Origin of the sequence: Pantoea sp. OVA07A (genome assembly GCF_019969975.1) — a bacterium.
In the GTDB taxonomy this organism is placed as follows: Bacteria; Pseudomonadota; Gammaproteobacteria; order Enterobacterales; family Enterobacteriaceae; genus Pantoea; species Pantoea agglomerans.
Genome location: NZ_JAHXYM010000002.1, coordinates 125,710 through 150,403, shown reverse-complemented (window position 1 = coordinate 150,403; position 24,694 = coordinate 125,710). Strand labels below are relative to the sequence as shown.

The window sequence follows — 24,694 nt, the reverse complement described above, 5'->3', positions numbered from 1 at the left end:
CTTAGGATGATTATGGAAGCCTGGATTCAACAACTGATTACGCAGTCCCTGGAGTGGGCGCTGTTTGCCGTTGCGCTGGTGACGTTTCTGGAGTCGCTGGCGCTGGTCGGGCTGTTGCTGCCAGGTACGGTGATGATGGCCAGTCTGGGCGCGCTGGTCGGCAGTGGCGAACTTGGCCTTTACCCGGCCTGGGCGGCGGGCTTTGCGGGCTGCCTGATTGGTGACTGGGTTTCCTACGGCATCGGCTGGAAATTTCAGGGGCCGCTGCATCGCTGGAAGTATCTGCAAAAGTATAAAGGCCTGCTGGATAAAACCGAGCACGCCCTGCATCAGCACAGCATGTTTACGATTCTGGTCGGACGCTTTGTTGGCCCCACGCGTCCGCTGATCCCGCTGGCGGCCGGTATGCTGGAGCTGCCGGTGCGTAAATTCCTGCCGCCAAACATTATCGGCTGCATTCTCTGGCCGCCGCTCTACCTGCTGCCCGGTATTCTGGCGGGTGTGGCGATCGATGTGCCCAAAGCCGCGCAGGGCGGCAGCTTTAAATGGCTGTTACTCGGCGCAGCACTGCTGATCTGGCTGGGTGTCTGGTTATGCTGGCGCTGGTGGCGCAGCGGCAAGAGTCGCGACTGGGCATCAGCCTGGCTGCCGCCTGAGCGCCTGCGCTGGGCAGGGCCGCTGGGGCTGGTGATTGCCGTCGCGGCTTTCGTCGGTATTCAGTTCCATCCGATGATGCCCATTTTCCGTCATCTTCTGTGGCAGGTTTTCTTCGCCTGAATCGCTTAACGACGCGGGATGCCGAGCACTTCGGCCTCCCGCGTGTCGCCCGACAGTAACTGCCGGGTCTCGCCATCCCAGTAAACCCGGCCATCCACAATCACCACGCTGCGCGGCGCAATCTGCTGGGCATCTTCAAGACTGTGCGACACCATCAGCAGCGTGATGCTGCGCGCTTCACACACCGAACGCACCAGTTGCAGCATCTCTCCGCGCAGCGCAGGATCCAGCGCAGAAAAAGGCTCATCCAGCAGCAGCACCGGACGGTCACGCAGCAGACAGCGTGCCAGCGCCACGCGCTGTCGCTGTCCGCCTGACAGCTCGCCCGGCAGCCGCGTCAGCAGATCGCCTAATCCCACCTGATCGGCCAGCGCCGCAAGCTGCTGGCGCTGCCCGGCGCTCAGCTTCAGTCCGGGGTGCAATCCCAGCGCCATGTTCTGCTGCACGCTGAGGTGCGGAAACAGGTTGTTCTCCTGAAACAGCATCGACACGGGCCGTCTGGCCGGCACGCTGTGGGTGTGCTCCTGGCCGTCAATCATCAGGGTGCCCTGTTTCACCGGCAGGAAACCGGCAATCAGGCTCAGCAGGGTGCTTTTACCGGCCCCGCTGGGGCCGAGGATCGCGATGCGCTCGCCGCGGGTGGCGTTGAGACTAAAACGCATCGGCAGATGCTGATAAAGGTACGTGAGGTTATTCAGTGTCAGCATGGCGGCCTGGTAATTTTTCCATCAGGGTGAACAGCAACAAACAGAGCAGCAGCAGCAGCAGCGCGGTCACTGCACCGTCAGCACCGCGATAGGCACCGATCTGTTGATAAAGGTAGAACGGCAGGGTGCGGAAATCGGCAGTACCAAACAGCGCCACCACGCCAAAATCACCGATCGACAGCACGCAGGCAAAGGCCAGCGCCTGGGCCAGCGGACGTTTCAGCGCCCGCAGTTCAATCAGCCGCAGCCGGTTCCAGCCGTGGATATCCAGCGAATCACATAGTCTGCCGTAACGCTCCGCGACGTCACGCATAGGGTTCTCCAGCACTTTCAGCGCATAGGGAATGGCGATCAGCGCATTGGTGAAGATCACCAGCCCGTCCGCCGACGCCGGCAGACCAATAGTGGCGTTAAACAACAGGAAAAAGCCGGTGGCGAGCACGATGCCTGGCATCGCCAGAATCAGCATGCCGCTGGTGTCGATAAGGGTTGCCGCCGCCGGGCGCTGACGCAGGCGCAGCTCGCGGCTGCTCCACAGCAGCATCATGGTCAGCACCACACAGAGCAGACCGGCGCCGGTGGCGATGCGCAGTGAGGTAAACGTCGCCTGCCAGAGTGCAGGCTGCGCCAGCGCGCCGCGCAGTCCGCCGTGCAGACCATCGATGATAACCGCCGCCAGCGGGGGCAGCAGCAGGATCAGCGCCAGCAGGATCAGCAGCGCATCAACCAGCTGCGCCCCGCGCGAATCCTGCGGATCGCGCCAGCCGTTCAGCTGGCTGGTTCCGGCGGGAATCGCTTTGCTGAAGCGCTGGCTGAGCAGCACCAGCGTCACGCAGCAGCCAAGCTGGATCAGCGCCAGCAGTGCAGCGCGCCCCGGATCGTAGTCATAACTCAGCGCCTGGAAAATCGCCAGCTCGATGGTCGTCGCCTGCGGGCCGCCGCCCAGCGAGAGCACGGTAGCAAAGCTGGCGAAACAGAGCATGAAGATCAGCGCGCCGGTCGGCAGCAGCTGACGCCGCAGCCATGGCCACTCCAGCAGACGAAAATGGTGCCAGCCGCGCAGGTCGAGCTGTGCCGCCAGCTGACGCTGTTCCGCCGGAATGCTCTCCAGCGCCTGCAGCATCAGGCGGGTCGCCAGCGGCAGGTTAAAGAAGACGTGCGCCAGCAAAATGCCCGACAGACCGTAGGGAGAGAAGTGGTAATCAATCCCTGCCAGCTGGCACAGCTGCGCCAGCCAGCCGACACGACCATAGACGGTGAGCAGACCAAATACCGCCACCAGCACCGGCAGTACCAGGGTCATGGCGCACAGACGCAGCAGCAGCTGACGGCCAGGGAAACGGCGTCGATAGAGCGCGCGCGCCAGCGGCACCGCTGGCAGCAGCGACAACAGCGCGGAGAGCAGCGCCTGACCAAAAGAGAAGGCGATAACGTGATGCAGGTAATCATCCTGCAGCACGCTGCGCCAGTCATTCTCTGGCGCGGCGCTCCAGAGTGCACCGAAGGCCAGCAGCGCCACGCTGATTAACAGCAGCGTGGCGAGCGAACCGGGGATAAGCCAGCGCGGCATCAGCGGCTGACGGCGCGTTGCCACTGGCTGATCCAGCCTGAACGCTGGCTGGCAACCTCTTCCGGCGAGAACTGCAGAGCGGTGGCGGGCACAGTGAGTGCGCTAAAACCGGCAGGCAGTGGCGTGTCGATTACCGGGTACATCCAGTTACCGGTGGGAATCGTGCGCTGGAAGTCGGGTGACACCATAAACTTCATAAACTGCTGTGCCAGCGCCGGCTGCTTGCTGCTGGCTAACTGCGCGGCAACTTCAACCTGCAGATAGTGGCCCTCTGCAAACGGCGCGGCGGCATAGTTCTCTTTTTTCTCTTCGATGATGTGGTAAGCCGGTGAGGTGGTGTAGCTCAGCACCAGATCGCCTTCGCCCTTGAGGAACAGGCCATAGGCTTCACTCCAGCCTTTGGTCACCGTCACGGTTTTCTGCGCCAGCTTCTGCCACGCCTGCGGTGCCTGATCGCCATAGACTTTCTGCATCCACAACAGAAGGCCTAAGCCGGGGGTGCTGGTACGGGGATCTTCGTAGATCACCCGCCACTTCTCCGGGCTGTCGACCAGTTCTTTCAGGCTTTTTGGCGGATTCTTCAGCCGGGTTTTGTCATAGACAAACGCGAAGTAGCCATAATCAAACGGCACGAAGGTAGTGTTGTGCCAGCCGCCGGGCAGTTTTAATGTCGAGGTATCGACCTGACTTTCGGCAAACAGACCGGTTTTCTGCGCCGCCTGTACCAGATTGTTATCCAGCCCCAGTACCAGATCGGCTTTGCTGTTTTTCCCTTCCATGCGCACGCGGTTCAGCAGCGACACGCCATCTTCCAGCGTGACGAATTTCAGCTCGCAGTTGCACTGCGCCTCGAAGGCTTTTTTAACCGCCGGGCCAGGGCCCCAGTCAGCGGAGAAGGAGTCGTAGGTGTAGACCGTGAGAACCGGCTTAGCCGCCAGAACGGGGGCGGAGAGTAACAGCAGCACCGGCAGAACTTTGTTTAACACTTTGCGCTCCTTCAGGAGAATAGGGGATGAGTCGCAAAGGATCTGAGCACAGAGGCCTCCCAAATCCCTACGTCGGTATTAACCGAATCAGGTTCGACGGGTATCTCTCAGCTGCTTGCTGGTGGCAGGCGGCACCCCGTTGAGAACGTCACATTCTAGTCATTTCAGCGCCGGGGCGAAAGCCTCACAGCGCGGGTGGCGCGAACCAGGCGGATTTAAAATCAAACCAGCCCAGCGTATTCATCCGAACGCCGCGCATGCTGCGCTGACCTTCAAGCAGCAGCCAGTGGTGAAACAGCGGATGCAGACCCGCTTCTTCGACTAACTGTTTACTCCATTCGGCCAGCGGCAGCGTTTTCTCGCGCCAGCGGGCCGCATCGCTGTGCCAGTCGATCGGCAGACAGTGATGCAGCAACGGGATCTCATAAAGCTGCGCAAACAGAGAATAAGTCAGCGGCAGGGTAAAGTTCACGCTGCCAAGCCAGATATCACTTTCCGCTTCGCCCTGATACCAGCTTTCGTAGCTGATCTCGCGGGTCTCCAGCGTGACGCCATGCTTTGCCAGCAGCGGACGCAGCGCGTTAGCGATGCCTTCATGCTCCACGTGCTGGCTGTACCAGGTCATCGTCAGATGGGTTAAGCCGGGCGGTTTTTCCACTGGCGTCAGGTCGCGCCGGTGATGCCAGCGCGGCAGCAGGCCATACGCCGGAAACCAGTAGCGCTGGTAGCCGACACCGGCGTGATTGAGCAGGGCGATAGGATTAAACAGGTAGCTGACCCAGCGCCGGACCGCCTCGTTGCGTCCCTGTTCTGAACGCTGGTCGAACAGCAGATAGTAGCAGCCCTCTTCAAGACGGCTCTCCTCCTGAATCTCATCGGCTCCATCGCCCTGCAGACGGACACCGGCATAGACCAGCTCATCGCTGATGTCGGGCAGTACCCAGATAGAGACATCATCAATCAGGGCGCGAAAACCAAAATAGTCATCAAACGCTTCGATCTTCAGCTGACTCTCCTGATTGCGGATCACCCGGTAAGGACCGGTGCCAACCGGCTGGCGGGCAAAATCGTGCAGCGTCGGCCATTCGCGCGGCAGGATCATCGCACTGACGCTGCCCAGCAGCCAGGGCAACCCTTCATCGGGCTGGCTTAAGCGGATATCCAGCGTCCAGGGCGCGGGCGAGTCGATCTGCTCGATATGGGAAAAGAGCGGATGAGGGCGCTGACGCTCGAGCGTGGCCAGCACATCCTCCATTTCCAGTTCTCTGCCGTGATGAAAGCGAATCGCCGGACGCAGAAAAAAGCGCCAGTGAAGCGGGGAAGTCTGCTGCCAGTGGTGCGCAATATCGGGCTCGATTTCCCCGTTTTCCTCATTTATCCGCGTCAGGCCGTTGAAAATCTGTCGCGCAATGTGGGTTTCGGAGCGCCGCAGCGGCGAACCGGGCAGCAGATTGAGCAGCGGACGATAGTAGAGCACCCGCAGGATATGCTTGCCCTGACGGAAACTGCGGCCCAGATGCGCGGCGATCATCTGCCGTACCTGATTTTTATCGCCCACCAGCTGGACCAGCTGATCGATGCGATCCTGCTCCAGCAAATCCTCGGCACGTTGCTGCTGCAGGGCCAGTCCGGTATAGCAGAAGGTAAGCTGTGAACGCTTGCCGCGTCCGGCTTCCGCCTGCCAGATCAGCCAGCCCGCGGCCTGCATCCGGTTGAGCAGATTGCGCATATGGCGGCGCGAGCAGTGCAGCAGGTCAGCCAGTTCGCTAAGGGTAATCTCCTGCGTTTGCCCCTGACAGCTCTGCCACAGGCGAATGAACTGCTGCTTCAGACGTGATGAGGACATAAAAGAGGAACTCCCGGTGAAAAGCGCTCTGTTTTTCTTGCCCTATTTTAAGAGCAAACTTTGCGTTATGGGAAGAGCGGGAGGCATTCAGCACTGAATGGCGTTCGACCCTGACTTCGCTGTTCAGCGGAGTGCTTTTCTGAGTAGGGTGCATTTACACCGCCAGCAGATGATCTCTGCTGGCTTTTTTCATGTTGCGCGGTATCGTCTACCCTTCTTTTTCCCCTCTGTTTGTTCTGTAAGGGATTTCGGTATGAAATCGCTGTTAACGCGGCAGCGCCGCATCAATCCGGTTTACCTCGCTTTTATGGTCGCCTCGTTCATGCTGGGCATTGCGGGCGCACTGCAGGCGCCGACGCTCAGCCTGTTTCTGACGCGCGAGGTGCAGGCGCGGCCCTTCTGGGTCGGACTGTTTTTCACCATCAATGCGGTGGCCGGTATCGTGGTGAGCATGCTGGTGGCAAAGCGCTCTGACAGCGTCGGCGATCGTCGTCATATCATTCTCTTCTGCTGCCTGATGGCGCTGGTCAATGCGCTGCTGTTTGCCTTTACCCGCCACTATCTGACCTTGCTGACGCTGGGCGTGCTGCTGTCGGCGCTGGCCAGCGTCTCGATGCCTCAGCTGTTTGCGCTGGCGCGGGAATATGCCGATCAGTCGGCGCGTGAAGCGGTGATGTTCAGTTCGGTGATGCGTGCACAGCTGTCGCTGGCGTGGGTGATTGGGCCGCCGCTCTCCTTCGCGCTGGCGCTGAACTACGGCTTTGTGACGCTATTTATGGTGGCCGCCGCACTGTTTCTGATCTGTATCTTGCTGGTCTGGTTCACCGTGCCGTCGGTGCCACGTTCGCAGCCCCTGATGCAAAGCGGCGGGCTGCCGCTAAGTGGCTGGCGCGATCGGGATGTGCGTTTACTGTTCCTGGCCTCAGTCGCGATGTGGACCTGCAACACTATGTATATCATCGATATGCCGCTCTATATCAGCACCACGCTGGGCCTGCCCGAGAAGCTGGCCGGTCTGCTGATGGGGACGGCGGCAGGGCTGGAGATCCCGGTGATGCTGCTGGCCGGACATTACGCGCGGCGTATCGGCAAGCGCCGGTTAATGCTGATCGCGGTGGCGGCTGGCGTACTGTTTTATCTGGGGCTGGTGCTATTCAATTCCCGCACGTCGCTGATGGTGTTGCAGCTGTTTAACGCGGTGTTTGTCGGGATTATTGCTGGCATAGGGATGCTGTGGTTTCAGGATCTGATGCCAGGACGGCCTGGTGCAGCGACCACCATGTTCACCAACTCGATCTCGACCGGCATGATTCTGGCTGGGGTGATTCAGGGCACACTCAGTGAGCGACTGGGACATGAGGCGGTTTACTGGCTGGCATTCGGGCTGGCTATTGTGGCGCTGGTGATGTCGGCACGAGTGCGCGACGTATAAAGAAGAAGGGCGTAATGCCAGTCAGTTAAGCGACAGGTGATAACGCAGTCTGGTGCCGGGCAGGGGCTGGCGGTCCTCGCGCCGCTGCGCGGTTCCTTCACTTCATTCCTCTGCCTGACGGACCGCCGGGGATGGCACATCCTGTGCCGCCCCGCCTTTCGCCCGCGTCCTGCGGGCTCTCCTGGCAGACTCATTCTGTTCAGCGCTGCGGATTGCCTGCTCCTGCCCGGCACCGGCCTGCTCTGAAACTTCAGTGTGTATTGTTAAGAAGGGCACGAGAGTGGAGGCTCAAAGCCGAAGGTACCGCGTGAGCGGCGCGAGGACGGCCCGGCAGCAGCAGAGGTGCGCTGGCCCGCACTGCGGCTTGCTCGGCCAGAAAAAAGGCTGCCACGTTTGACCGTGACAGCCTTTACAAATCTAATCTTAACTGATCAGCATTACGACCCAATGTCGCCCTGATTTTACTCAATTAGCGCAGGAAGGCGGGCTGATTCTGCTCATACTTCGAAATGGAGGCTTCGTGCTGCAGCGTCAGGCCGATGCTGTCCAGGCCGTTAATCATGCAGTGGCGGCGGAAGCTGTCGAGCTCGAACGAATAGACTTTATCGCCAGCGGTGACCGTCTGCGCTTCCAGGTCTACCGTAAAGCTGATGCCGGGCTGGTCCGCAACCAGTCTGAACAGCTCATCCACTTCCTCTTCGCTTAACTTCACCGGCAGCAGCTGGTTGTTGAAGCTGTTGCCATAAAAGATATCCGCGAAGCTCGGCGCAATCACCACGTGAAAACCAAAATCGGTCAGTGCCCAAGGCGCATGCTCACGTGAAGAGCCGCAGCCAAAGTTTTCACGCGCCAGCAGGATGCTCGTGCCTTTGAACTCAGGCTTGTTCAGCACAAAGCCGGGCGTTGGCACGGTGCCCGCGTCATCTTCAAAGCGCCAATCGTGGAACAGATGCTGTCCAAAACCGGTGCGGGTGACCTTCTGCAAAAACTGCTTGGGAATGATCGCGTCCGTATCGACGTTCGCGGCATCCAGCGGCGCAACAATGCCGGTGTGCTGAGTAAATTTATTCGCCATGACTTAAGCTCCTGTCGTCAGTTCACGGATGTCGGCAAAGTGGCCGGTTACGGCAGCCGCCGCGGCCATCGCCGGGCTGACCAGATGAGTACGTCCACCACGGCCCTGACGGCCTTCAAAGTTACGGTTGCTGGTTGACGCGCAACGCTCGCCCGGATTCAGGCGGTCATTGTTCATCGCCAGACACATTGAGCAGCCTGGCAGACGCCATTCAAAGCCCGCTTCCAGGAAGATTTTGTCCAGACCTTCCGCTTCGGCCTGCGCTTTCACCGGGCCGGAACCCGGTACCACCATGGCGACCACGCCAGGCGCGACTTTGCGGCCTTTGGCGATGGCGGCTGCGGCACGCAGATCTTCGATGCGTGAGTTGGTGCAGGAGCCGATAAACACTTTATCAATCGCCACATCAGTCAGTTTGATGCCTGGCTGCAGGTTCATGTAGGCCAGGGCTTTTTCGGCTGAGGCGCGCTCAACCGGATCGGCGAACGAGGCCGGATTTGGTATCACCTGATCAACGGCAATAACCTGACCCGGATTGGTGCCCCAGGTGACCTGCGGTGCAATCTCTTCAGCATGCAGCGTTACCACCGCATCATATTTCGCGCCTTCGTCAGACTTCAGGGTGCGCCAGTAATCAACGGCCTGCTCCCATTTCTCACCCTGCGGCGAGAACTGACGACCTTTCAGATAGTTGAAGGTGGTCTCATCCGGTGCCACCAGGCCCGCTTTCGCACCCATCTCAATCGCCATGTTGCACAGGGTCATACGACCTTCCATGCTCAGCGCCTGAATCGCCGGACCGCAGAATTCGACCACATAGCCGGTTCCGCCTGCGCTGCCGGTTTTGCCGATGATCGCCAGCACGATATCTTTAGCCGTAATGCCGGTTGACGCCTGGCCCAGCACTTCAATCTTCATGGTTTTTGCCCGACCCTGTTTCAGGGTCTGGGTAGCAAACACATGTTCAACTTCAGAGGTGCCGATACCAAAGGCCAGCGAGCCAAACGCACCGTGCGTGGCGGTGTGCGAGTCGCCGCACACAATCGTCATGCCCGGCAGCGTCATGCCCTGCTCAGGACCGATAACGTGGACGATGCCCTGGAACGGATGATTCAGGTCATACAGCTGTACGCCAAACTCAGCGCAGTTCTTCATCAGCTCCTGCATCTGGATACGCGCCATCTCGCCCGATGCATTGATATCTTTGGTCTGCGTAGAAACGTTGTGATCCATAGTGGCAAAGGTTTTGCCCGGCTGACGGACTTTACGTCCGTGGGCGCGCAGACCATCAAAGGCCTGGGGCGAGGTCACTTCATGGATCAGATGGCGATCAATGTAGAGTAACGGCGTTTCTTCTGGCGTTTCGTGGACGACATGTGCATCAAATAACTTCTGGTATAAGGTTTTCATTTTTTTATTTTTCCTCGGCGATAAAGCGGGCAATGATGCTGCCCATCTCATCTGTGCTGACCGCTGGACCATCACCGGCTAAATCTTTGGTGCGATAGCCCTGTTCCAGCGCACGGCTGATGGCGTGTTCGATACTGTCGGCAGCCTCATCGGCATTCAGGCTGTAACGCAGCAGCAGCGACAGCGACAGGATCTGGGCGACCGGGTTGGCAATATTCTGACCGGCGATATCCGGCGCCGAGCCACCCGCGGGTTCGAACAGGCCAAAGCCCGCTTCATTCAGGCTGGCGGAAGGCAGCATCCCCATTGAGCCGGTGATCATGGCGCACTCATCAGAGAGAATGTCACCGAACAGGTTGGAGCAGAGCAGCACGTCAAACTGCGACGGGTCTTTGATCAACTGCATAGTGGCGTTGTCGATATAGATGTGGCTCAGCTGCACGTCCGGGTACTCTTTGGCCACTTCGTTGACGATTTCACGCCACATCACGGAGGTCTGCAGCACGTTGGCTTTATCAACCGAGGTGACTTTGTTACGGCGTTTGCGCGCCGATTCAAACGCGATGCGGGCGATGCGCTCAATTTCGAAACGGTGATAAACCTCGGTATCAAATGCATGCTCTTCCGGGCCGCTGCCTTCACGTCCTTTCGGCTGACCAAAGTAGATGCCGCCGGTCAGTTCACGCACGCACAGAATGTCGAAACCTTTGGCAGCAATGTCGGCGCGCAGCGGGCAAAACGCCTCCAGTCCGCTGTAGAGTGCAGCCGGACGGAGGTTACTGAACAGCTTAAAGTGTTTGCGCAGCGGCAGCAGCGCACCGCGCTCCGGTTGCGATGCCGGCGGTAAGTGTTCCCATTTCGGGCCGCCAACGGAACCAAACAGAATTGCGTCGGCCTGCTCGCAGCCTGCAATCGTTGCGGGTGGCAGGGGTTCACCATGCTGATCGATAGCAATGCCGCCGACCGCATACTCCTGGGTGGTGATCTGCATATCAAAGCGCTGACGAATGGCATCCAGCACTTTCATAGCCTGCGCCATCACTTCCGGGCCGATACCATCACCGGGTAAAACAGCGATATGAGATGAGCTGGACATGGTTATACGGTTTCCTTCTGATCTTTAAATTTGCGCTGCAATTCTTGTTCAACCTGACGGGCACGCCAGATATTGTTCAGAGCGTTGACCATCGCTTTGGCGGAGGACTCCACAATATCGGTCGCCAGACCAATGCCGTGGAACTTGCGGCCGTTGTAGCTCACGACGATATCGACCTGACCCAGCGCATTCTCGCCGTGGCCTTTCGCGGTCAGCTTGTAGTTAACCAGCTCAGCGTCGAACTGGGTGATACGGTTAATCGCCTGGTAGACCGCGTCAACCGGGCCGTTACCGGTGGCTGCATCCGATTTAGCGACATCGCCGCAGCCCAGATTGACAGAGGCGGTGGCGGTGATGCTGGAACCGGTCTGGACGTTAAATTCGTGCAGCTGGAAATGTTCCGGCTCTTCATTCTGTTTGTTGATGAAGGCCAGCGCTTCCAGGTCGTAATCGAAAACCTGCCCTTTTTTATCGGCCAGTTTCAGGAAGGCGTCATACAGCGTATCCAGATTGTAATCCTGCTCGGCATAGCCCATCTCTTCCATGCGATGTTTTACCGCCGCGCGGCCAGAACGTGAGGTCAGGTTCAGCTGGATTTTGTGTAAGCCGATCGATTCCGGCGTCAGGATTTCATAGTTCTCGCGGTTCTTCAGCACGCCATCCTGATGAATACCCGAGGAGTGAGCGAAGGCGTTAGAGCCGACCACTGCCTTGTTCGCCGGGATCGGCATGTTGCAGATCTGGCTGACCATCTGGCTGGTACGGTAGATTTCCTGATGATTGATATTGGTATGCACGTTCATGATCTGCTGGCGGGTTTTAATCGCCATGATCACCTCTTCCAGCGCACAGTTACCGGCACGTTCACCCAGGCCATTCATCGTTCCTTCCACCTGACGCGCGCCCGCCTGTACGGCAGCCAGGGCGTTGCCGGTTGCCATACCCAGGTCATCGTGGGTGTGAACAGAGATAATTGCTTTGTCGATGTTAGGAACGCGATTCATCAGCTCGCCGATGATGTGGGCATACTCGCCTGGCAGGGTGTAGCCAACGGTATCGGGGATGTTGATGGTGGTGGCACCGGCGTTAATCGTGGCTTCTACCATCCGGCACAGGTCATCAATCGGGGTACGGCCGCCATCTTCGCAGGAGAACTCAACGTCGCTGGTATAATTACGCGCACGTTTCACCATATGCACCGCACGCTCAATCACTTCCGGCAGCGTGCTGCGCAGTTTGGTGGCGATGTGCATCGGCGAGGTGGCGATAAAGGTATGAATACGGAAGGCTTCGGCAACACGCAGTGATTCGTACGCCGCATCAATATCTTTTTCCACACAGCGTGCCAGACCGCAAACCCGACTGTTTTTAATGGTGCGCGCAATGGTCTGCACAGACTCAAAGTCGCCCGGTGAGGAGACCGGGAAACCGACTTCCATCACATCCACGCCCATGCGCTCCAGCGCTAAAGCAATCTGCAATTTTTCTTTCACACTCAGGCTGGCCTGTAATGCCTGCTCACCGTCGCGCAGAGTGGTATCGAAAATAATGACTTGCTGGCTCATCGTAATCATCCTTATGCTTTTTCTGGCCTGGCAACGAGCATAAAAAAACCCGCGACAGGCGCGGGTTTTTAACTTTCAGCAGGTTTGAATCAGTGTTTGATTCCGCCCACAAGTCTACCGCGCAAGCTGAGTGCGTTTAGTAGTAGACCGAGAAGGCGAACAGAACGAAACATGGATTCAAACCTTATAAAATGTTGTGCTGTACATATTGGTACTGGAATCACTCAGGGATGTCAACCTTCAATGCAGGGGTATTCTTAGTGGTGCCAGAGGAAGATATTCTGTTATTTAACGGTCAGGCAGCGTAATGAACAGCGCCGTAGTGGCTGCGGAGGCAATCGACCCGGGAATGAGCACTGATTTTGCGGGTGTTTGATTTTATTTTCTTGAAAATAAAAGATTTTATCGGGAAGGTGCCCTACGAGGACGCAGGATGTATCACCTGCTCTTTAGCATAATCGAATGCGCTTCAACGATTTAATGGTTAATTACGCCAGAAAAGAAAAGTGTCAGGCGATTGTGGGCCAGGGCAGCCAGGTTATAAGTTTTCGTTATTTCTTAGATCACGCTGAAAATAATTTCTTAATCAGCATTTTCCTCTGCGGTTCTGCCGCGTAATTAGTTTAATCCGCGCAGCCAATTCTTATCGGGCAGAGCCTTTACGCCCCTGCCTTTTAATTTACGTGGGTTTGCGGTTTGCCTGCCCGGTTAACTGCGGTTATGGTAATCGACCTACTCTCAGAAAAATAAACTCAACAGATTTCTCTGTAACCGGACAGCGGCAGTTGTTTCCGCTGTCATGCATAAACATAAGATTTTGATTGGCAAAGCAGGCACCGGGGCTTTGTGGTACGCGCTAACGGGCGTATTAACAGAGCCGGGTCCTCAAGCCTGGAGGCAGAAGATGGAGATGTTGTCAGGAGCCGAAATGGTCGTCCGTTCGTTAATCGATCAGGGCGTTAAGCAGGTATTCGGTTATCCGGGTGGCGCAGTGTTGGATATCTATGATGCGCTGCAAACCGTCGGGGGTATCGATCACATTCTGGTGCGTCATGAGCAGGGTGCGGTGCACATGGCTGACGGCCTGGCGCGCGCCACCGGTGAAGTCGGCGTGGTGCTCGTCACCTCCGGACCCGGCGCAACCAATGCGATTACCGGTATCGCCACCGCCTATATGGACTCGATTCCGCTGGTGATCCTTTCGGGTCAGGTTCCCTCGTCGCTGATTGGCTATGACGCCTTTCAGGAGTGCGACATGGTCGGCATCTCTCGTCCGGTAGTGAAGCACAGCTTCCTGGTGAAAAGTACCGAAGAGATCCCAACCGTGTTGAAAAAGGCGTTCTGGCTGGCTTCCACCGGACGTCCGGGGCCGGTGGTGATCGATCTGCCAAAAGATATTCTGAATCCGGCCAACAAGTTGCCTTATCACTGGCCGGATACGGTGAGCATGCGCTCCTACAATCCGACTATTCAGGGCCATAAAGGTCAGATTAAGCGTGCGCTGACCACGTTGCTGGCCGCGAAGAAGCCGGTGATCTACGCCGGTGGTGGTGCCATTACCGCAGGCTGCGAAGCCGAACTGTTAAAGCTGGCCGAAAGCCTGAATATTCCGGTGACGACCTCGCTGATGGGCCTGGGCGCGTTCCCTGGCACTCATCGTCAGTGCGTTGGCATGCTCGGTATGCACGGCACGTACGAAGCCAATATGACGATGCACAATACCGACCTGATTTTTGGTATTGGTGTGCGCTTCGATGACCGCACCACCAACAACCTGGCGAAGTATTGTCCCAACGCCACGGTGATGCATATCGATATCGACCCGACCTCTATCTCTAAGACGGTGGCGGCGGATATCCCGATTGTCGGTGATGCGAAGCAGGTGCTGCAGCAGATGCTGGAGTTACTGGCGCAAAGCGAAAGCCAGCGCGCTGAGAGCCTGCACGACTGGTGGCAGGAGATTGAGGGCTGGCGCAGTCGTCACTGCCTGGAATTTGATCGCACCAGCGACAAAATCAAGCCGCAGGCGGTGATTGAAACCATCAGCCGTCTGACCAAAGGCGATGCGTATGTGACCTCGGATGTGGGCCAGCACCAGATGTTTGCTGCGCTCTATTATCCTTTCGATAAACCGCGTCGCTGGATCAACTCCGGTGGTCTGGGCACCATGGGCTTTGGCCTGCCCGCTGCGCTGGGTGTGAAGATGGCGCTGCCGGACGAAACAGTCATCTGCGTAACGGGCGATGGCAGTATCCAGATGAACATTCAGGAGCTTTCCACCGCGCTGCAGTACGATCTGCCGGTGCTGGTGCTGAACCTGAACAACCGGGTGCTGGGCATGGTGAAGCAGTGGCAGGATATGATCTACTCCGGTCGTCACTCCCAGTCTTATATGGAGTCACTGCCTGACTTCGTGCGTCTGGCGGAAGCCTACGGCCACGTCGGGATCGCGATTGAGCACCCGGCTGAGCTGGAAGAGAAGCTGGCGCTGGCGCTGGAAACCCTGGCGAAGGGACGTCTGGTATTTGTGGATGTCACCGTTGACGGTAGCGAGCATGTTTACCCGATGCAGATTCGCGGTGGCAGCATGGATGAGATGTGGTTGAGCAAAACGGAGAGGACATAATTATGCGTCGTATTTTATCAGTTCTGCTGGAGAACGAATCCGGCGCATTATCCCGTGTCGTCGGCCTGTTCTCGCAGCGCGGCTATAACATTGAGAGCCTGACCGTGGCGCCAACGGATGATCCTACGCTGTCGCGGATGACCATTCAGACGGTGGGCGATCAGAAGGTGCTGGAGCAGATTGAAAAGCAGCTGCACAAGCTGGTAGATGTGCTGCGCGTTACCGAGCTGGGGCAGGGCGCCTATGTTGAGCGCGAAATCATGCTGGTGAAGATTCAGGCGAGCGGTTATGGCCGCGAAGAGGTGAAGCGTAACGCCGAGATCTTCCGTGGTCAGATCATCGACGTAACGCCGACGCTGTACACGGTTCAGCTGGCAGGCACCAGTGACAAACTGGACGCCTTCCTGAGTACCGTTCGCGATGTGGCTGAAATTGTTGAAGTGGCACGCTCCGGTATCGTCGGCGTTTCACGCGGCGATCGTATCATGCGTTAATCACGCAGCGTCATCATCAATCCACACCTAACCCGGCGAAATGCCGGGTTTTTTTATTTTTTATGCGCCAGGCGAGTTACATTCAGAAAAGCGGTTGCTCCGCGCACTTTTCTGCTGTTAGATGATAGCCATGAGTTATCCATAGCTTAACTGCGGCTATTTCTGCCGTAAAAGCGGATTTGATGGTGGGGTTATCGTGAAACTGGATGAAATTGCGCGTTTGGCAGGCGTGTCGCGCACCACGGCCAGTTATGTGATCAATGGCAAAGCGCGGCAGTATCGTGTCAGCGACAAAACCGTTGAGAAAGTCATGGCGGTGGTACGTGAGCATAATTATCACCCCAATGCAGTGGCTGCCGGGCTGCGCGCCGGGCGTACGCGCTCAATTGGGTTAGTGATCCCCGATCTGGAAAATACCAGTTATACCCGTATTGCGAACTATCTTGAGCGGCAGGCCCGTCAGCGCGGCTATCAGCTGCTGATCGCCTGTTCTGAAGATCAGCCCGATAACGAGATGCGCTGCATTGAGCATCTGTTACAGCGGCAGGTCGATGCGATCATCGTCTCTACCTCGTTACCGCCAGAGCATCCCTTTTATCAGCGCTGGATCAACGATCCCCTGCCGATTATTGCGTTAGATCGCGCGCTGGATCGTGAACATTTCACCAGCGTAGTGGGTGCCGATCAGGACGATGCCCATATGCTGGCGGCTGAACTGCGTCAGCTTGAGGTCAAAAATGTGCTGTTCCTCGGTGCGTTACCCGAGCTGTCGGTAAGTTTCCTGCGCGAGCTGGGTTTCCGCGATGCATGGAAAGACGATCCCCGGCCGATTGACTATATCTACTGCAATAGCTTCGAACGCACAGCCGCCGCGGCACTGTTTGAACAATACCTTGAAGATCACCCGATGCCGGAGGCGCTTTTTACCACCTCATTTGGTCTGCTGCAGGGTGTGATGGATGTGACGCTGAAACGAGACGGACGGCTTCCGACCGAGCTGGCCATCGCCACCTTTGGCGACCACGAATTACTGGACTTTCTTGAGTGTCCGGTGCTGGCGGTGGGTCAGCGTCATCGCGACGTGGCAGAGCGCGTGCTGGAATTAGTTTTAGCCTCGCTGGATGAACCCAGAAAACCAAAACCCGGGTTAACCCGCATTCGCCGTAATTTATACCGTCGCGGACAATTAAGCCGAAAAGTTAAATGAGCCACGGGCAGTATTACGCTGCCCGCCCATTTTATTTAACGATTTAACTGATTAAATAAACAGGTCGACGTAAAAAAGCGTAAATTCTGCTCATCAAATCTAACAAAGCAGAAAGGGTTATTTTTATTATCTGCTTACAACTTCAACAAACTTACTTTCCCGTCTGGCCTGAAGCCGCTGGGCTTCCTTTCGGAAATCCCCTAAAATGCCGCCGCTGTCTCAGAAACCACGATTAATATTTAGCCCTTTACATTGTTTCATTTTTAGTCGTTTTTTCCCGGGTCGTTTTTTTTATTCAGGTATTCATCGGCTTAATTTTTACTTTCCCCTTTTATTCGTTTATATCGTCGCCAGAGATTAATTCTTCACTCTGTAAATAGTGATATTCACCTGCCGCTCCGGCTTGACAAGGATTTCATGGGATCCTTAAACTCGTTTCGTGGTAAAAAGTGGGATAAAGTGGCGTAAATGGGTGATGAGGAGAAGAGACTGGCATGTTCCGCGGAGCAACGTTAGTCAATCTCGACAGCAAAGGGCGGCTCGCCGTACCTACGCGATATCGCGATTTGCTGATTGGGGAGTCTCAGGGGCAGATGGTCTGTACCATCGACCTCCACCAGCCATGCCTGTTGCTTTATACCCTGCCCGAATGGGAAATCATTGAAAAAAAGCTGGCACGCCTTTCCAGTATGAATCCACTTGAGCGCCGCGTGCAGCGTTTGCTGCTGGGGCATGCCAGTGAATGTCAGATGGATAATGCAGGCCGCCTGCTGCTGGCGAATACGCTTCGGCAGCACGCAAAATTAACCAAAGAAGTGATGCTGGTTGGACAGTTCAATAAGTTTGAGCTGTGGGATGAACAGACCTGGTATCAACAAGTCAGGGACGATATTGACGCAGAACAGTCGGCTCAGGAGCCTTTATCTGAGCGGTTGCAGGACTTGTCGCTATAGCTATGCAGGAAAATTTCAAACATACCACCGTGCTGTTGGATGAGGCGGTTAACGGCCTCAATATCAGGGAAGACGGTATTTACATCGACGGCACTTTTGGTCGTGGTGGCCATTCACGCCTGATTCTTTCGCAGCTGGGAGAGAAGGGAAAGCTGATCGCCATCGATCGTGATCCGCAAGCTATCGCCGCTGCCGCAGAGATCACCGACCCGCGTTTTTCAATTATTCATGGCCCTTTTTCCGCGCTGGCAGAGTATGTCTCTGAACGGGATCTGGTCGGAAAGATTGACGGCATTTTGCTGGACCTGGGGGTTTCATCACCGCAGCTGGATGACGCCGAACGTGGCTTCTCCTTTATGCGTGACGGACCGCTGGATATGCGAATGGACCCGTCGCGCGGGCACTCCGCCGCAGAATGGTTGCTGCACGCAGAAGAGGCGGATATCGCGTTTGTCCTGAAGACCTACGGTGAAGAGCGATTCGCCAAACGCATCGCCCGGGCCATTGTCGAGCGTAATCGCGAACAGCCGATGACCCGGACCCGGGAACTGGCTGAGGTGATCTCAATCGCCATGCCGGTAAAAGATAAGTTTAAGCATCCGGCCACGCGCAGCTTCCAGGCGATTCGTATCTGGATTAACAGCGAACTGGAAGAGATCGATATTGCCCTGAAAGGCGCTGTTGAAGTGCTGGCTCCGCAGGGTCGTCTCTCTGTTATCAGCTTCCATTCACTGGAAGATCGGCTGGTGAAGCGCTTTATGCGCGATCAGAGTCGCGGACCGCAGGTGCCGCCTGGGATTCCCATGACTGAACATCAGCTGCGTGCCCTGGGTGGGCGTGAACTGAAGTTGCTCGGCAAAATGTCGCCGGGTGATGCTGAAGTCTCTGAGAACCCACGTGCGCGCAGCTCGGTATTACGTATCGCGGAGAAAACCGACGCATGATCGGTAATGAGCGTCACAGTCTGCCTGCCGTTATCGGCGGGGATCTGCTGCGAAAGGGCAAGATTCCGGTGCTGTTGCTGATCGCTGTGGTGGTTTCTGCCGTGCTGGTGGTGACGACCACCCATAAAACACGACTGTTAACCGCGCAGCGCGAACAGCTGGTGCTGGAGCGTGACGCACTCGATATCGAGTGGCGCAACCTGATCCTGGAAGAGAATGCACTGGGCGATCACAGCCGTGTTGAACGCATCGCCACCGAGAAGCTGCAACTGCAGCACGTTGATCCTTCACAAGAAAATATCGTGGTGCAGAAATAAGGACCTCAGATAGCGAATGAGCGGCACAGGCAGAACGCTGAAATTGAAGAAACCGGAAGATAAAGCCAGCTTTGTAAGCTGGCGTTTTGCGTTGCTGTGCGGCTGTATTTTACTGGCGCTGGGTGGATTGCTGTCACGTGTGGCCTGGCTGCAGGTGATCAATCCTGGCAAGCTGGTAAAAGAGGGCGATCTGCGCTCGCTGCGTGTTCAGGCGGTGCCCACCTCACGCGGCATGATCAGCGATCGCGCCGGACGTCCGCTGGCAGTCAGCGTGCCGGTCAACGCTATCTGGGCCGATCCCAAAGAGCTGCACGCCGGTGGCGGCGTGACGCTGGACAGCCGCTGGAAGGCGCTTTCCGATGCGCTCTCTATTCCCCTTGATCAACTGGCCGCCCGCGTGAATGCCAATCCCAAAGGCCGCTTTGTCTATCTGGCGCGCCAGGTCAATCCGGCTATCGGCGACTACGTTAAAAAACTCAAACTTCCCGGTATTCATCTGCGCGAAGAGTCGCGCCGTTACTATCCTGCCGGGCAGGTCACCTCCCATCTCATTGGCTTTACCAACATCGACGGGCAGGGCATTGAAGGCATCGAGAAGAGCTTTGATAAGTGGCTGACCGGTGCACCCGGCGAGCGGACGGTGCGTAAAGATCGGTATGGTCGGGTCATCGAGGATATCTCTTCGGTGGACAGCCGGGCCGCTCATAACCTGACGCTGAGCATTGATGAGCGGTTACAGGCGCTGGTTTACCGTGAACTGAATAACGCCGTTGCCTTTAACAAAGCGGAATCGGGTACGGCGGTGCTGGTGGATGTCAATACCGGTGAAGTGCTGGCGATGGCCAACAGCCCGGCTTACAACCCGAACAATCTCGGCAATACGCCAAAAGATCTGATGCGTAACCGCGCCATCACCGACATTTTCGAACCTGGCTCTACCGTGAAGCCGATGGTGGTGATGACGGCGCTGCAGCGTGGTGTGGTGAGAGAGAACAGCGTCCTGAATACCGTGCCGTACCGCGTCAATGGTCATGAGATCAAAGATGTGGCGCGCTACAACGAATTGACCCTGACAGGGGTTTTACAGAAGTCGAGTAACGTCGGTGTTTCACGTCTGGCGTTAGCGATGCCTTCCTCAGCGCTGGTAGAAACTTACGCGCGCTTTGGACTGGGCAAACCGACCAATTTGGGGCTGGTCGGGGAAAGCAGTGGCTTATACCCTAAAAAACAACGGTGGTCTGACATAGAGAGGGCCACCTTCTCTTTCGGCTACGGGCTAATGGTAACGCCGTTACAGTTAGCGCGAGTCTACGCAACGATTGGCAGCTATGGCATTAATCGCCCGCTGTCGATCACCAAAGTGGATCCGCCCGTCGCGGGACAACGCGTTTTCGATGAGTCACTGGTGAAAACCGTGATGCACATGATGGAAAGCGTGGCGCTGCCCGGTGGCGGGGGCGTCAAAGCGGCAATCAAGGGTTATCGCATTGCGATAAAAACCGGTACGGCGAAAAAGGTCGGGCCGGACGGCCGCTACGTCAATAAATACATTGCCTACACCGCAGGCGTCGCGCCTGCCAGTCATCCCCGATTCGCGCTGGTGGTGGTGATTAACGATCCCCAGGCCGGCAAGTATTACGGCGGTGCGGTCTCTGCACCGGTATTTGGAGCCATCATGGGTGGCGTACTGCGTACCATGAACATCGAGCCGGACGCGTTACCGACCAATGACAAGAATGAGCTGGTGACTAACAGAAGTGAGGAATCAAGTGACAGATCGTAACCTGCGCGATTTACTCGGCCCCTGGGTGCCAGGCGCGCCGGCGCGCCCACTGCGTGACATGACCCTGGATAGCCGCATTGCGGCTTCTGGCGATCTGTTTGTCGCTGTTGCAGGCCATCAGGTTGATGGACGCCGTTTCATTCCGCAGGCAATTGCGCAGGGCGTTGCCGCTGTGGTGGCGGAAGCTGAGGGTGAAGCGGTCGACGGCGAAATCCGTGAAATGCACGGCGTACCGGTTATCTATCTGGCGCAGCTGCATCAGCGCCTTTCGGCCCTGGCAGGCCGTTTTTATCAGCAGCCGGGCGAAAAACAGAAGCTGATTGGCGTCACCGGCACCAACGGTAAAACCACCACCACCCAGCTGCTGGCGCAGTGGGCGACGCTACTGGGTGAGACCAGCGCGGTGATGGGCACCGTCGGTAATGGGCTGGTAGGTCACTTAGCGGCGGCAGAAAATACCACGGGTTCAGCGGTTGATGTTCAGCATCTGCTGCACGATCTGGCTGAAAAAGGGGCGACCCTGACCGCAATGGAAGTCTCGTCACACGGACTGGTTCAGCATCGCGTCGCTGCGCTGCCGTTTGCCGCAGCGGTCTTCACCAATCTCAGCCGCGATCACCTCGATTACCACGGTGATATGCAGAGCTATGAGTCAGCTAAATGGCTGCTCTTTTCTGAGCATCAGGTCGGGCAGGCGATTCTTAACGCGGATGACGAAGTCGGTCGTCGCTGGCTGGCGCGCTTACCTGATGCCGTTGCGGTCACCATGGAGGATAACCTCCAGCCGGGCTGCCACGGGCGCTGGCTTAAAGCCGATGCGGTGGATTACCACGATAACGGCGCACATATTCGTTTCAGCTCCAGCTGGGGCAACGGCGAAATCGACAGTCCGCTGATGGGTGCCTTCAACGTCAGCAATCTGATGCTGGCGCTGGCGACGCTGCTGTCACTGGATTATCCGCTGGCGACGCTAATCAGCGTTGCACCGCAGTTGCAGCCGGTCAACGGGCGTATGGAAGTGTTCAGCGCCGCAGGAAAACCGACGGTTGTCGTGGATTATGCCCACACCCCGGATGCGCTGGAAAAAGCGCTGGAAGCGGCACGCCTGCACTGCAAAGGAAAACTCTGGTGCCTGTTTGGCTGCGGCGGCGACCGTGACAAAGGCAAACGTCCGTTAATGGGCGCGATTGCTGAGCAATATGCGGATGTGGTGGTGATTACGGATGACAATCCGCGCAGCGAAGATCCGCAGGCGATTGTAAAAGATATTCTGACCGGTTTGCTGGACCCAGGCCGCGCCCGCGTGGTCTCTGGTCGTGCGCAGGCGGTCACTAACACCATTATGCAGGCGCAGCCCGACGATATCGTGCTGGTGGCTGGCAAAGGCCATGAAGATTATCAGATCATCGGCAACCGCCGTCTCGACTACTCCGATCGTGCCACCGTTGCGGCACTGCTGGGGGGCGTTGCATGATTCCGGTTTCATTAAAAACCCTGGCAGAGATCACCGGCGGCACGCTGCACGGCAGCGATTTAACGCTGAGTGACGTGACCACCGATACCCGCAAAGTGACGGCGGGCAGCCTGTTTGTTGCACTGGTGGGCGAACGCTTTGATGCGCACGACTTCGTCGGCGATGCCATTGCGAATGGCGCACAGGCGCTGCTGGTAAGTAAGCATTTACCTGTCGCTGTGCCACAGGTGGTGGTTGAAGATACCCGTCTCGCCTTTGGCAGGCTGGGCGCATGGGTTCGTCAGCAGTCGAACGCCAGTGTAGTGGCGCTGACCGGCTCCTCCGGCAAAACCTCGGTTAAAGAGATGACGGCGGCGATTCTGCGTGAGTGTGGCGAAACGCTCTACACCGCAGGCAATCTTAACAACGATTATGGCGTACCGATGACGCTGCTGCGGCTGACCGCAGAACATCAGTATGCGGTCATCGAACTCGGTGCGAATCATCAGGGCGAAATCGCCTACACCACCGGACTGGTTCAACCGGAAAGCGCGCTGGTGAATAACCTGGCCGCGGCGCATCTGGAAGGCTTTGGTTCGCTGGCCGGTGTTGCTAAAGCCAAGGGCGAGATTTTCCAGGGCTTACCGGCTCACGGCATTGCGATTCTGAACGCAGAGAGCAATGACTGGCCCAACTGGCAGAGCACGCTGCAGGATAAAACCGTGTGGCGTTTCTCACCGCAGGCGGCAGAGTGTGAATTCTCCGCCCGTGATATCCGCATTGCTCAGGATGGTACTCATTTTGTGATGATAACGCCGCGTGGCGAAGCTGAGATCGTGCTGCCATTGCCGGGTCGGCATAACATCGCCAACGCCCTGGCGGCGGCGGCACTGGCTCTGTCAGTGGATGCACCGCTTAGCGCCGTTCAGCAGGGGCTGAAAAACCTGCAGTCGGTGCCAGGTCGTTTGTTCCCGGTTCGCCTCTCTGCGCATCAGCTGCTGCTGGATGACAGCTATAACGCTAACGTCGGTTCGATGACAGCAGCTGTTCAGGTCCTGTCAGAGATGCCGGGTTACCGGGTGCTGGTCACGGGTGATATGGCGGAACTGGGTGAAGAGACCGAAAGTTGTCACCGCGAAGTGGGGCAAGCGGCACGTGACGCAGGCATTGATCGCGTGCTGAGCACCGGAAAATTCAGCCATTTCATCAGTGAAAGCAGTGAAGTTGGCGAACATTTCAGCGATAAGACTGCGCTGACTGAACGTTTGCGTCAATTGTTGTCCGAACACTCAGAAATTACCGTCCTGATAAAAGGTTCACGTAGTGCCGCCATGGAGCAGGTAGTACAGAGCTTAAAGGAGAAAGGAACATGTTAGTTTGGCTGGCCGAGCATCTGGTCGCTTTTTATTCGGGATTTAACGTCTTTTCCTATCTGACGTTTCGCGCCATTGTCAGCCTGCTGACCGCGTTATTCATCTCTCTCTGGATGGGGCCGCGCCTGATCGCGTGGCTCCAGAAATTACAGATTGGTCAGGTCGTCCGTAACGATGGCCCGGAATCGCATTTCAGTAAGCGCGGCACGCCGACCATGGGCGGCATCATGATTCTGACCTCCATCACTATTTCGGTGCTGATGTGGGCATATCCGTCGAATCCCTATGTCTGGTGCGTGCTGTTCGTGTTAATCGGCTTTGGCATCATCGGTTTTGTCGATGACTACCGCAAAGTGGTACGCAAAGACACCAAAGGCCTGATCGCCCGCTGGAAATATTTCTGGATGTCGGTGATTTCGCTGGGCGTCGCGTTCGGGCTCTATGCGGCAGGTAAAGATACCCCCGCGACCCAACTGGTCGTGCCCTTTTTCAAAGACATCATGCCGCAGCTAGGTCTGTTTTATGTGCTGCTGGCTTACTTTGTGATTGTCGGAACGGGTAATGCGGTCAATCTGACCGATGGCCTGGATGGGCTGGCGATTATGCCAACCGTCTTTGTCGCCGCGGGCTTTGCGCTGGTTGCCTGGGCCACCGGTAACGTGAAGTTTGCTGAATATCTGCATATTCCCTATCTGCGTCACGCCGGTGAGCTGGTGATTGTCTGTACCGCCATTGTCGGGGCAGGGCTGGGCTTCCTGTGGTTCAACACCTATCCGGCTCAGGTCTTTATGGGCGACGTGGGTTCGCTGGCGCTGGGCGGCGCGCTGGGCACCATTGCGGTGTTGCTGCGTCAGGAATTTTTACTGGTGATCATGGGCGGCGTATTTGTGGTTGAAACGCTGTCGGTGATCCTGCAGGTGGGATCGTTTAAGTTGCGCGGCCAGCGTATTTTCCGCATGGCACCGATCCATCACCACTATGAACTTAAGGGCTGGCCGGAACCGCGCGTCATTGTGCGCTTCTGGATTATTTCGCTAATGCTGGTGCTGATTGGCCTGGCCACGCTGAAGGTGCGTTAAT

21 protein-coding genes and 1 riboswitch are annotated in these 24,694 nt (G+C 57.1%); of the genes, 12 read left to right on the top strand and 9 right to left on the bottom strand.

The genetic code is table 11. The annotated features are described in order from the left end of the window. Nucleotides 1–12: 12 nt before the first annotated feature. Nucleotides 13–777 carry a DedA family protein gene (locus tag LC417_RS09235; RefSeq protein ID WP_010253821.1) on the top strand — a complete coding sequence of 255 codons (765 nt, stop codon included), beginning with the start codon at nt 13–15 and terminating at the stop codon, nt 775–777. Between the two features lie 5 nt (nt 778–782). Here the strand turns inward: LC417_RS09235 and thiQ are convergent, their stop codons facing one another. The 4 genes from thiQ to sgrR all read right to left on the bottom strand — a co-directional run bounded on the left by thiQ (nt 783) and on the right by sgrR (nt 5,886). Further along, entirely contained in the window at nt 783–1,484 is a 702-nt protein-coding gene (gene thiQ / locus LC417_RS09230; RefSeq protein WP_022625397.1) for a thiamine ABC transporter ATP-binding protein ThiQ, read from the bottom strand. Beyond that, nucleotides 1,468–3,078 carry a thiamine/thiamine pyrophosphate ABC transporter permease ThiP gene (thiP, locus tag LC417_RS09225; RefSeq protein WP_033787387.1) on the bottom strand — a complete coding sequence of 537 codons (1,611 nt, stop codon included), beginning with the start codon at nt 3,076–3,078 and terminating at the stop codon, nt 1,468–1,470. The genes thiQ and thiP overlap by 17 nt, the downstream gene beginning before the upstream one ends. After that, nucleotides 3,054–4,040 carry a thiamine ABC transporter substrate binding subunit gene (gene thiB / locus LC417_RS09220; protein WP_122889270.1) on the bottom strand — a complete coding sequence of 329 codons (987 nt, stop codon included), beginning with the start codon at nt 4,038–4,040 and terminating at the stop codon, nt 3,054–3,056. The genes thiP and thiB overlap by 25 nt, the downstream gene beginning before the upstream one ends. 46 nt (nt 4,041–4,086) lie before the next feature. After that, nucleotides 4,087–4,189, bottom strand: a riboswitch (TPP riboswitch). 35 nt (nt 4,190–4,224) lie between these two features. Further along, the gene (gene sgrR, locus LC417_RS09215; protein ID WP_223565755.1) at nt 4,225–5,886 is read right to left on the bottom strand and encodes an HTH-type transcriptional regulator SgrR; all 1,662 of its coding nucleotides are present in this window, start codon (nt 5,884–5,886) and stop codon (nt 4,225–4,227) included. Nucleotides 5,887–6,139: 253 nt separating this feature from the next. On the opposite strand from sgrR, the gene LC417_RS09210 reads away from it, so the two are divergent. Beyond that, nucleotides 6,140–7,318, top strand: coding sequence for an MFS transporter (locus LC417_RS09210; protein ID WP_010253833.1), 1,179 nt, complete (start codon nt 6,140–6,142; stop codon nt 7,316–7,318). A 469-nt stretch (nt 7,319–7,787) separates the two neighbouring features. Here the strand turns inward: LC417_RS09210 and leuD are convergent, their stop codons facing one another. From leuD to leuL, 5 genes are all read right to left on the bottom strand, one after another. Beyond that, nucleotides 7,788–8,393, bottom strand: a complete 606-nt coding sequence (leuD, locus tag LC417_RS09205; RefSeq protein WP_179256887.1) for a 3-isopropylmalate dehydratase small subunit — start codon at nt 8,391–8,393, stop codon at nt 7,788–7,790. Nucleotides 8,394–8,396: 3 nt separating this feature from the next. Then, a complete protein-coding gene (leuC, locus tag LC417_RS09200; RefSeq protein ID WP_010671818.1) occupies nt 8,397–9,803 on the bottom strand; it encodes a 3-isopropylmalate dehydratase large subunit in 1,407 nt (468 codons plus the stop codon). A gap of 4 nt (nt 9,804–9,807) precedes the next feature. Next, nucleotides 9,808–10,899, bottom strand: a complete 1,092-nt coding sequence (gene leuB / locus LC417_RS09195; protein ID WP_223565754.1) for a 3-isopropylmalate dehydrogenase — start codon at nt 10,897–10,899, stop codon at nt 9,808–9,810. A gap of 2 nt (nt 10,900–10,901) precedes the next feature. Continuing rightward, complete coding sequence (gene leuA / locus LC417_RS09190) at nt 10,902–12,464, bottom strand: 2-isopropylmalate synthase (protein WP_010253843.1); 1,563 nt, start codon at nt 12,462–12,464, stop codon at nt 10,902–10,904. Nucleotides 12,465–12,553: 89 nt separating this feature from the next. Next, complete coding sequence (gene leuL / locus LC417_RS22590) at nt 12,554–12,637, bottom strand: leu operon leader peptide (protein WP_099257765.1); 84 nt, start codon at nt 12,635–12,637, stop codon at nt 12,554–12,556. A 731-nt stretch (nt 12,638–13,368) separates the two neighbouring features. Here leuL and ilvI point away from each other — a divergent pair. The 10 genes from ilvI (at nt 13,369) to mraY (ending at nt 24,693) form a co-directional block, all read left to right on the top strand. After that, nucleotides 13,369–15,090, top strand: coding sequence for an acetolactate synthase 3 large subunit (gene ilvI, locus LC417_RS09180; protein WP_010671820.1), 1,722 nt, complete (start codon nt 13,369–13,371; stop codon nt 15,088–15,090). A 2-nt stretch (nt 15,091–15,092) separates the two neighbouring features. Next, entirely contained in the window at nt 15,093–15,584 is a 492-nt protein-coding gene (gene ilvN, locus LC417_RS09175; protein WP_003854770.1) for an acetolactate synthase small subunit, read from the top strand. Between the two features lie 196 nt (nt 15,585–15,780). After that, nucleotides 15,781–16,791, top strand: coding sequence for a catabolite repressor/activator (gene cra / locus LC417_RS09170; protein WP_010253851.1), 1,011 nt, complete (start codon nt 15,781–15,783; stop codon nt 16,789–16,791). Between the two features lie 494 nt (nt 16,792–17,285). Next, complete coding sequence (mraZ, locus tag LC417_RS09165; protein ID WP_009092149.1) at nt 17,286–17,744, top strand: division/cell wall cluster transcriptional repressor MraZ; 459 nt, start codon at nt 17,286–17,288, stop codon at nt 17,742–17,744. A gap of 2 nt (nt 17,745–17,746) precedes the next feature. Then, complete coding sequence (gene rsmH / locus LC417_RS09160; protein WP_010253859.1) at nt 17,747–18,688, top strand: 16S rRNA (cytosine(1402)-N(4))-methyltransferase RsmH; 942 nt, start codon at nt 17,747–17,749, stop codon at nt 18,686–18,688. Next, nucleotides 18,685–19,005 carry a cell division protein FtsL gene (gene ftsL / locus LC417_RS09155; protein ID WP_003854764.1) on the top strand — a complete coding sequence of 107 codons (321 nt, stop codon included), beginning with the start codon at nt 18,685–18,687 and terminating at the stop codon, nt 19,003–19,005. Before rsmH ends, ftsL begins: the two co-directional genes overlap by 4 nt. A 16-nt stretch (nt 19,006–19,021) precedes the next feature. Next, a complete protein-coding gene (locus LC417_RS09150; RefSeq protein ID WP_010671821.1) occupies nt 19,022–20,788 on the top strand; it encodes a peptidoglycan glycosyltransferase FtsI in 1,767 nt (588 codons plus the stop codon). Continuing rightward, nucleotides 20,775–22,262: a UDP-N-acetylmuramoyl-L-alanyl-D-glutamate--2,6-diaminopimelate ligase gene (gene murE, locus LC417_RS09145; protein ID WP_010671822.1), complete on the top strand. Its 1,488-nt coding sequence runs from the start codon at nt 20,775–20,777 to the stop codon at nt 22,260–22,262. Before LC417_RS09150 ends, murE begins: the two co-directional genes overlap by 14 nt. Next, nucleotides 22,259–23,617 carry a UDP-N-acetylmuramoyl-tripeptide--D-alanyl-D-alanine ligase gene (murF, locus tag LC417_RS09140; protein ID WP_223565753.1) on the top strand — a complete coding sequence of 453 codons (1,359 nt, stop codon included), beginning with the start codon at nt 22,259–22,261 and terminating at the stop codon, nt 23,615–23,617. The genes murE and murF overlap by 4 nt, the downstream gene beginning before the upstream one ends. Next, nucleotides 23,611–24,693 carry a phospho-N-acetylmuramoyl-pentapeptide-transferase gene (gene mraY / locus LC417_RS09135; RefSeq protein WP_003854755.1) on the top strand — a complete coding sequence of 361 codons (1,083 nt, stop codon included), beginning with the start codon at nt 23,611–23,613 and terminating at the stop codon, nt 24,691–24,693. Before murF ends, mraY begins: the two co-directional genes overlap by 7 nt. Nucleotide 24,694: the final 1 nt, after the last annotated feature.

Excerpts from the sequence above, each read along its gene's own strand:
- murF (WP_223565753.1), top strand. The coding sequence starts at position 22,259 with ATGATTCCGGTTTCATTAAAAACCCTGGCAGAGATCACCGGCGGCACG.
- sgrR (WP_223565755.1), bottom strand. The coding sequence starts at position 5,886 with ATGTCCTCATCACGTCTGAAGCAGCAGTTCATTCGCCTGTGGCAGAGC.
- LC417_RS09210 (WP_010253833.1), top strand. The coding sequence starts at position 6,140 with ATGAAATCGCTGTTAACGCGGCAGCGCCGCATCAATCCGGTTTACCTC.
- rsmH (WP_010253859.1), top strand. The coding sequence starts at position 17,747 with ATGCAGGAAAATTTCAAACATACCACCGTGCTGTTGGATGAGGCGGTT.
- leuC (WP_010671818.1), bottom strand. The coding sequence starts at position 9,803 with ATGAAAACCTTATACCAGAAGTTATTTGATGCACATGTCGTCCACGAA.
- thiQ (WP_022625397.1), bottom strand. The coding sequence starts at position 1,484 with ATGCTGACACTGAATAACCTCACGTACCTTTATCAGCATCTGCCGATG.
- LC417_RS09150 (WP_010671821.1), top strand. The coding sequence starts at position 19,022 with ATGAGCGGCACAGGCAGAACGCTGAAATTGAAGAAACCGGAAGATAAA.
- mraY (WP_003854755.1), top strand. The coding sequence starts at position 23,611 with ATGTTAGTTTGGCTGGCCGAGCATCTGGTCGCTTTTTATTCGGGATTT.
- leuD (WP_179256887.1), bottom strand. The coding sequence starts at position 8,393 with ATGGCGAATAAATTTACTCAGCACACCGGCATTGTTGCGCCGCTGGAT.
- leuB (WP_223565754.1), bottom strand. The coding sequence starts at position 10,899 with ATGTCCAGCTCATCTCATATCGCTGTTTTACCCGGTGATGGTATCGGC.
- LC417_RS09235 (WP_010253821.1), top strand. The coding sequence starts at position 13 with ATGGAAGCCTGGATTCAACAACTGATTACGCAGTCCCTGGAGTGGGCG.
- ilvN (WP_003854770.1), top strand. The coding sequence starts at position 15,093 with ATGCGTCGTATTTTATCAGTTCTGCTGGAGAACGAATCCGGCGCATTA.
- leuA (WP_010253843.1), bottom strand. The coding sequence starts at position 12,464 with ATGAGCCAGCAAGTCATTATTTTCGATACCACTCTGCGCGACGGTGAG.
- ftsL (WP_003854764.1), top strand. The coding sequence starts at position 18,685 with ATGATCGGTAATGAGCGTCACAGTCTGCCTGCCGTTATCGGCGGGGAT.
- leuL (WP_099257765.1), bottom strand. The coding sequence starts at position 12,637 with ATGTTTCGTTCTGTTCGCCTTCTCGGTCTACTACTAAACGCACTCAGC.
- mraZ (WP_009092149.1), top strand. The coding sequence starts at position 17,286 with ATGTTCCGCGGAGCAACGTTAGTCAATCTCGACAGCAAAGGGCGGCTC.
- ilvI (WP_010671820.1), top strand. The coding sequence starts at position 13,369 with ATGGAGATGTTGTCAGGAGCCGAAATGGTCGTCCGTTCGTTAATCGAT.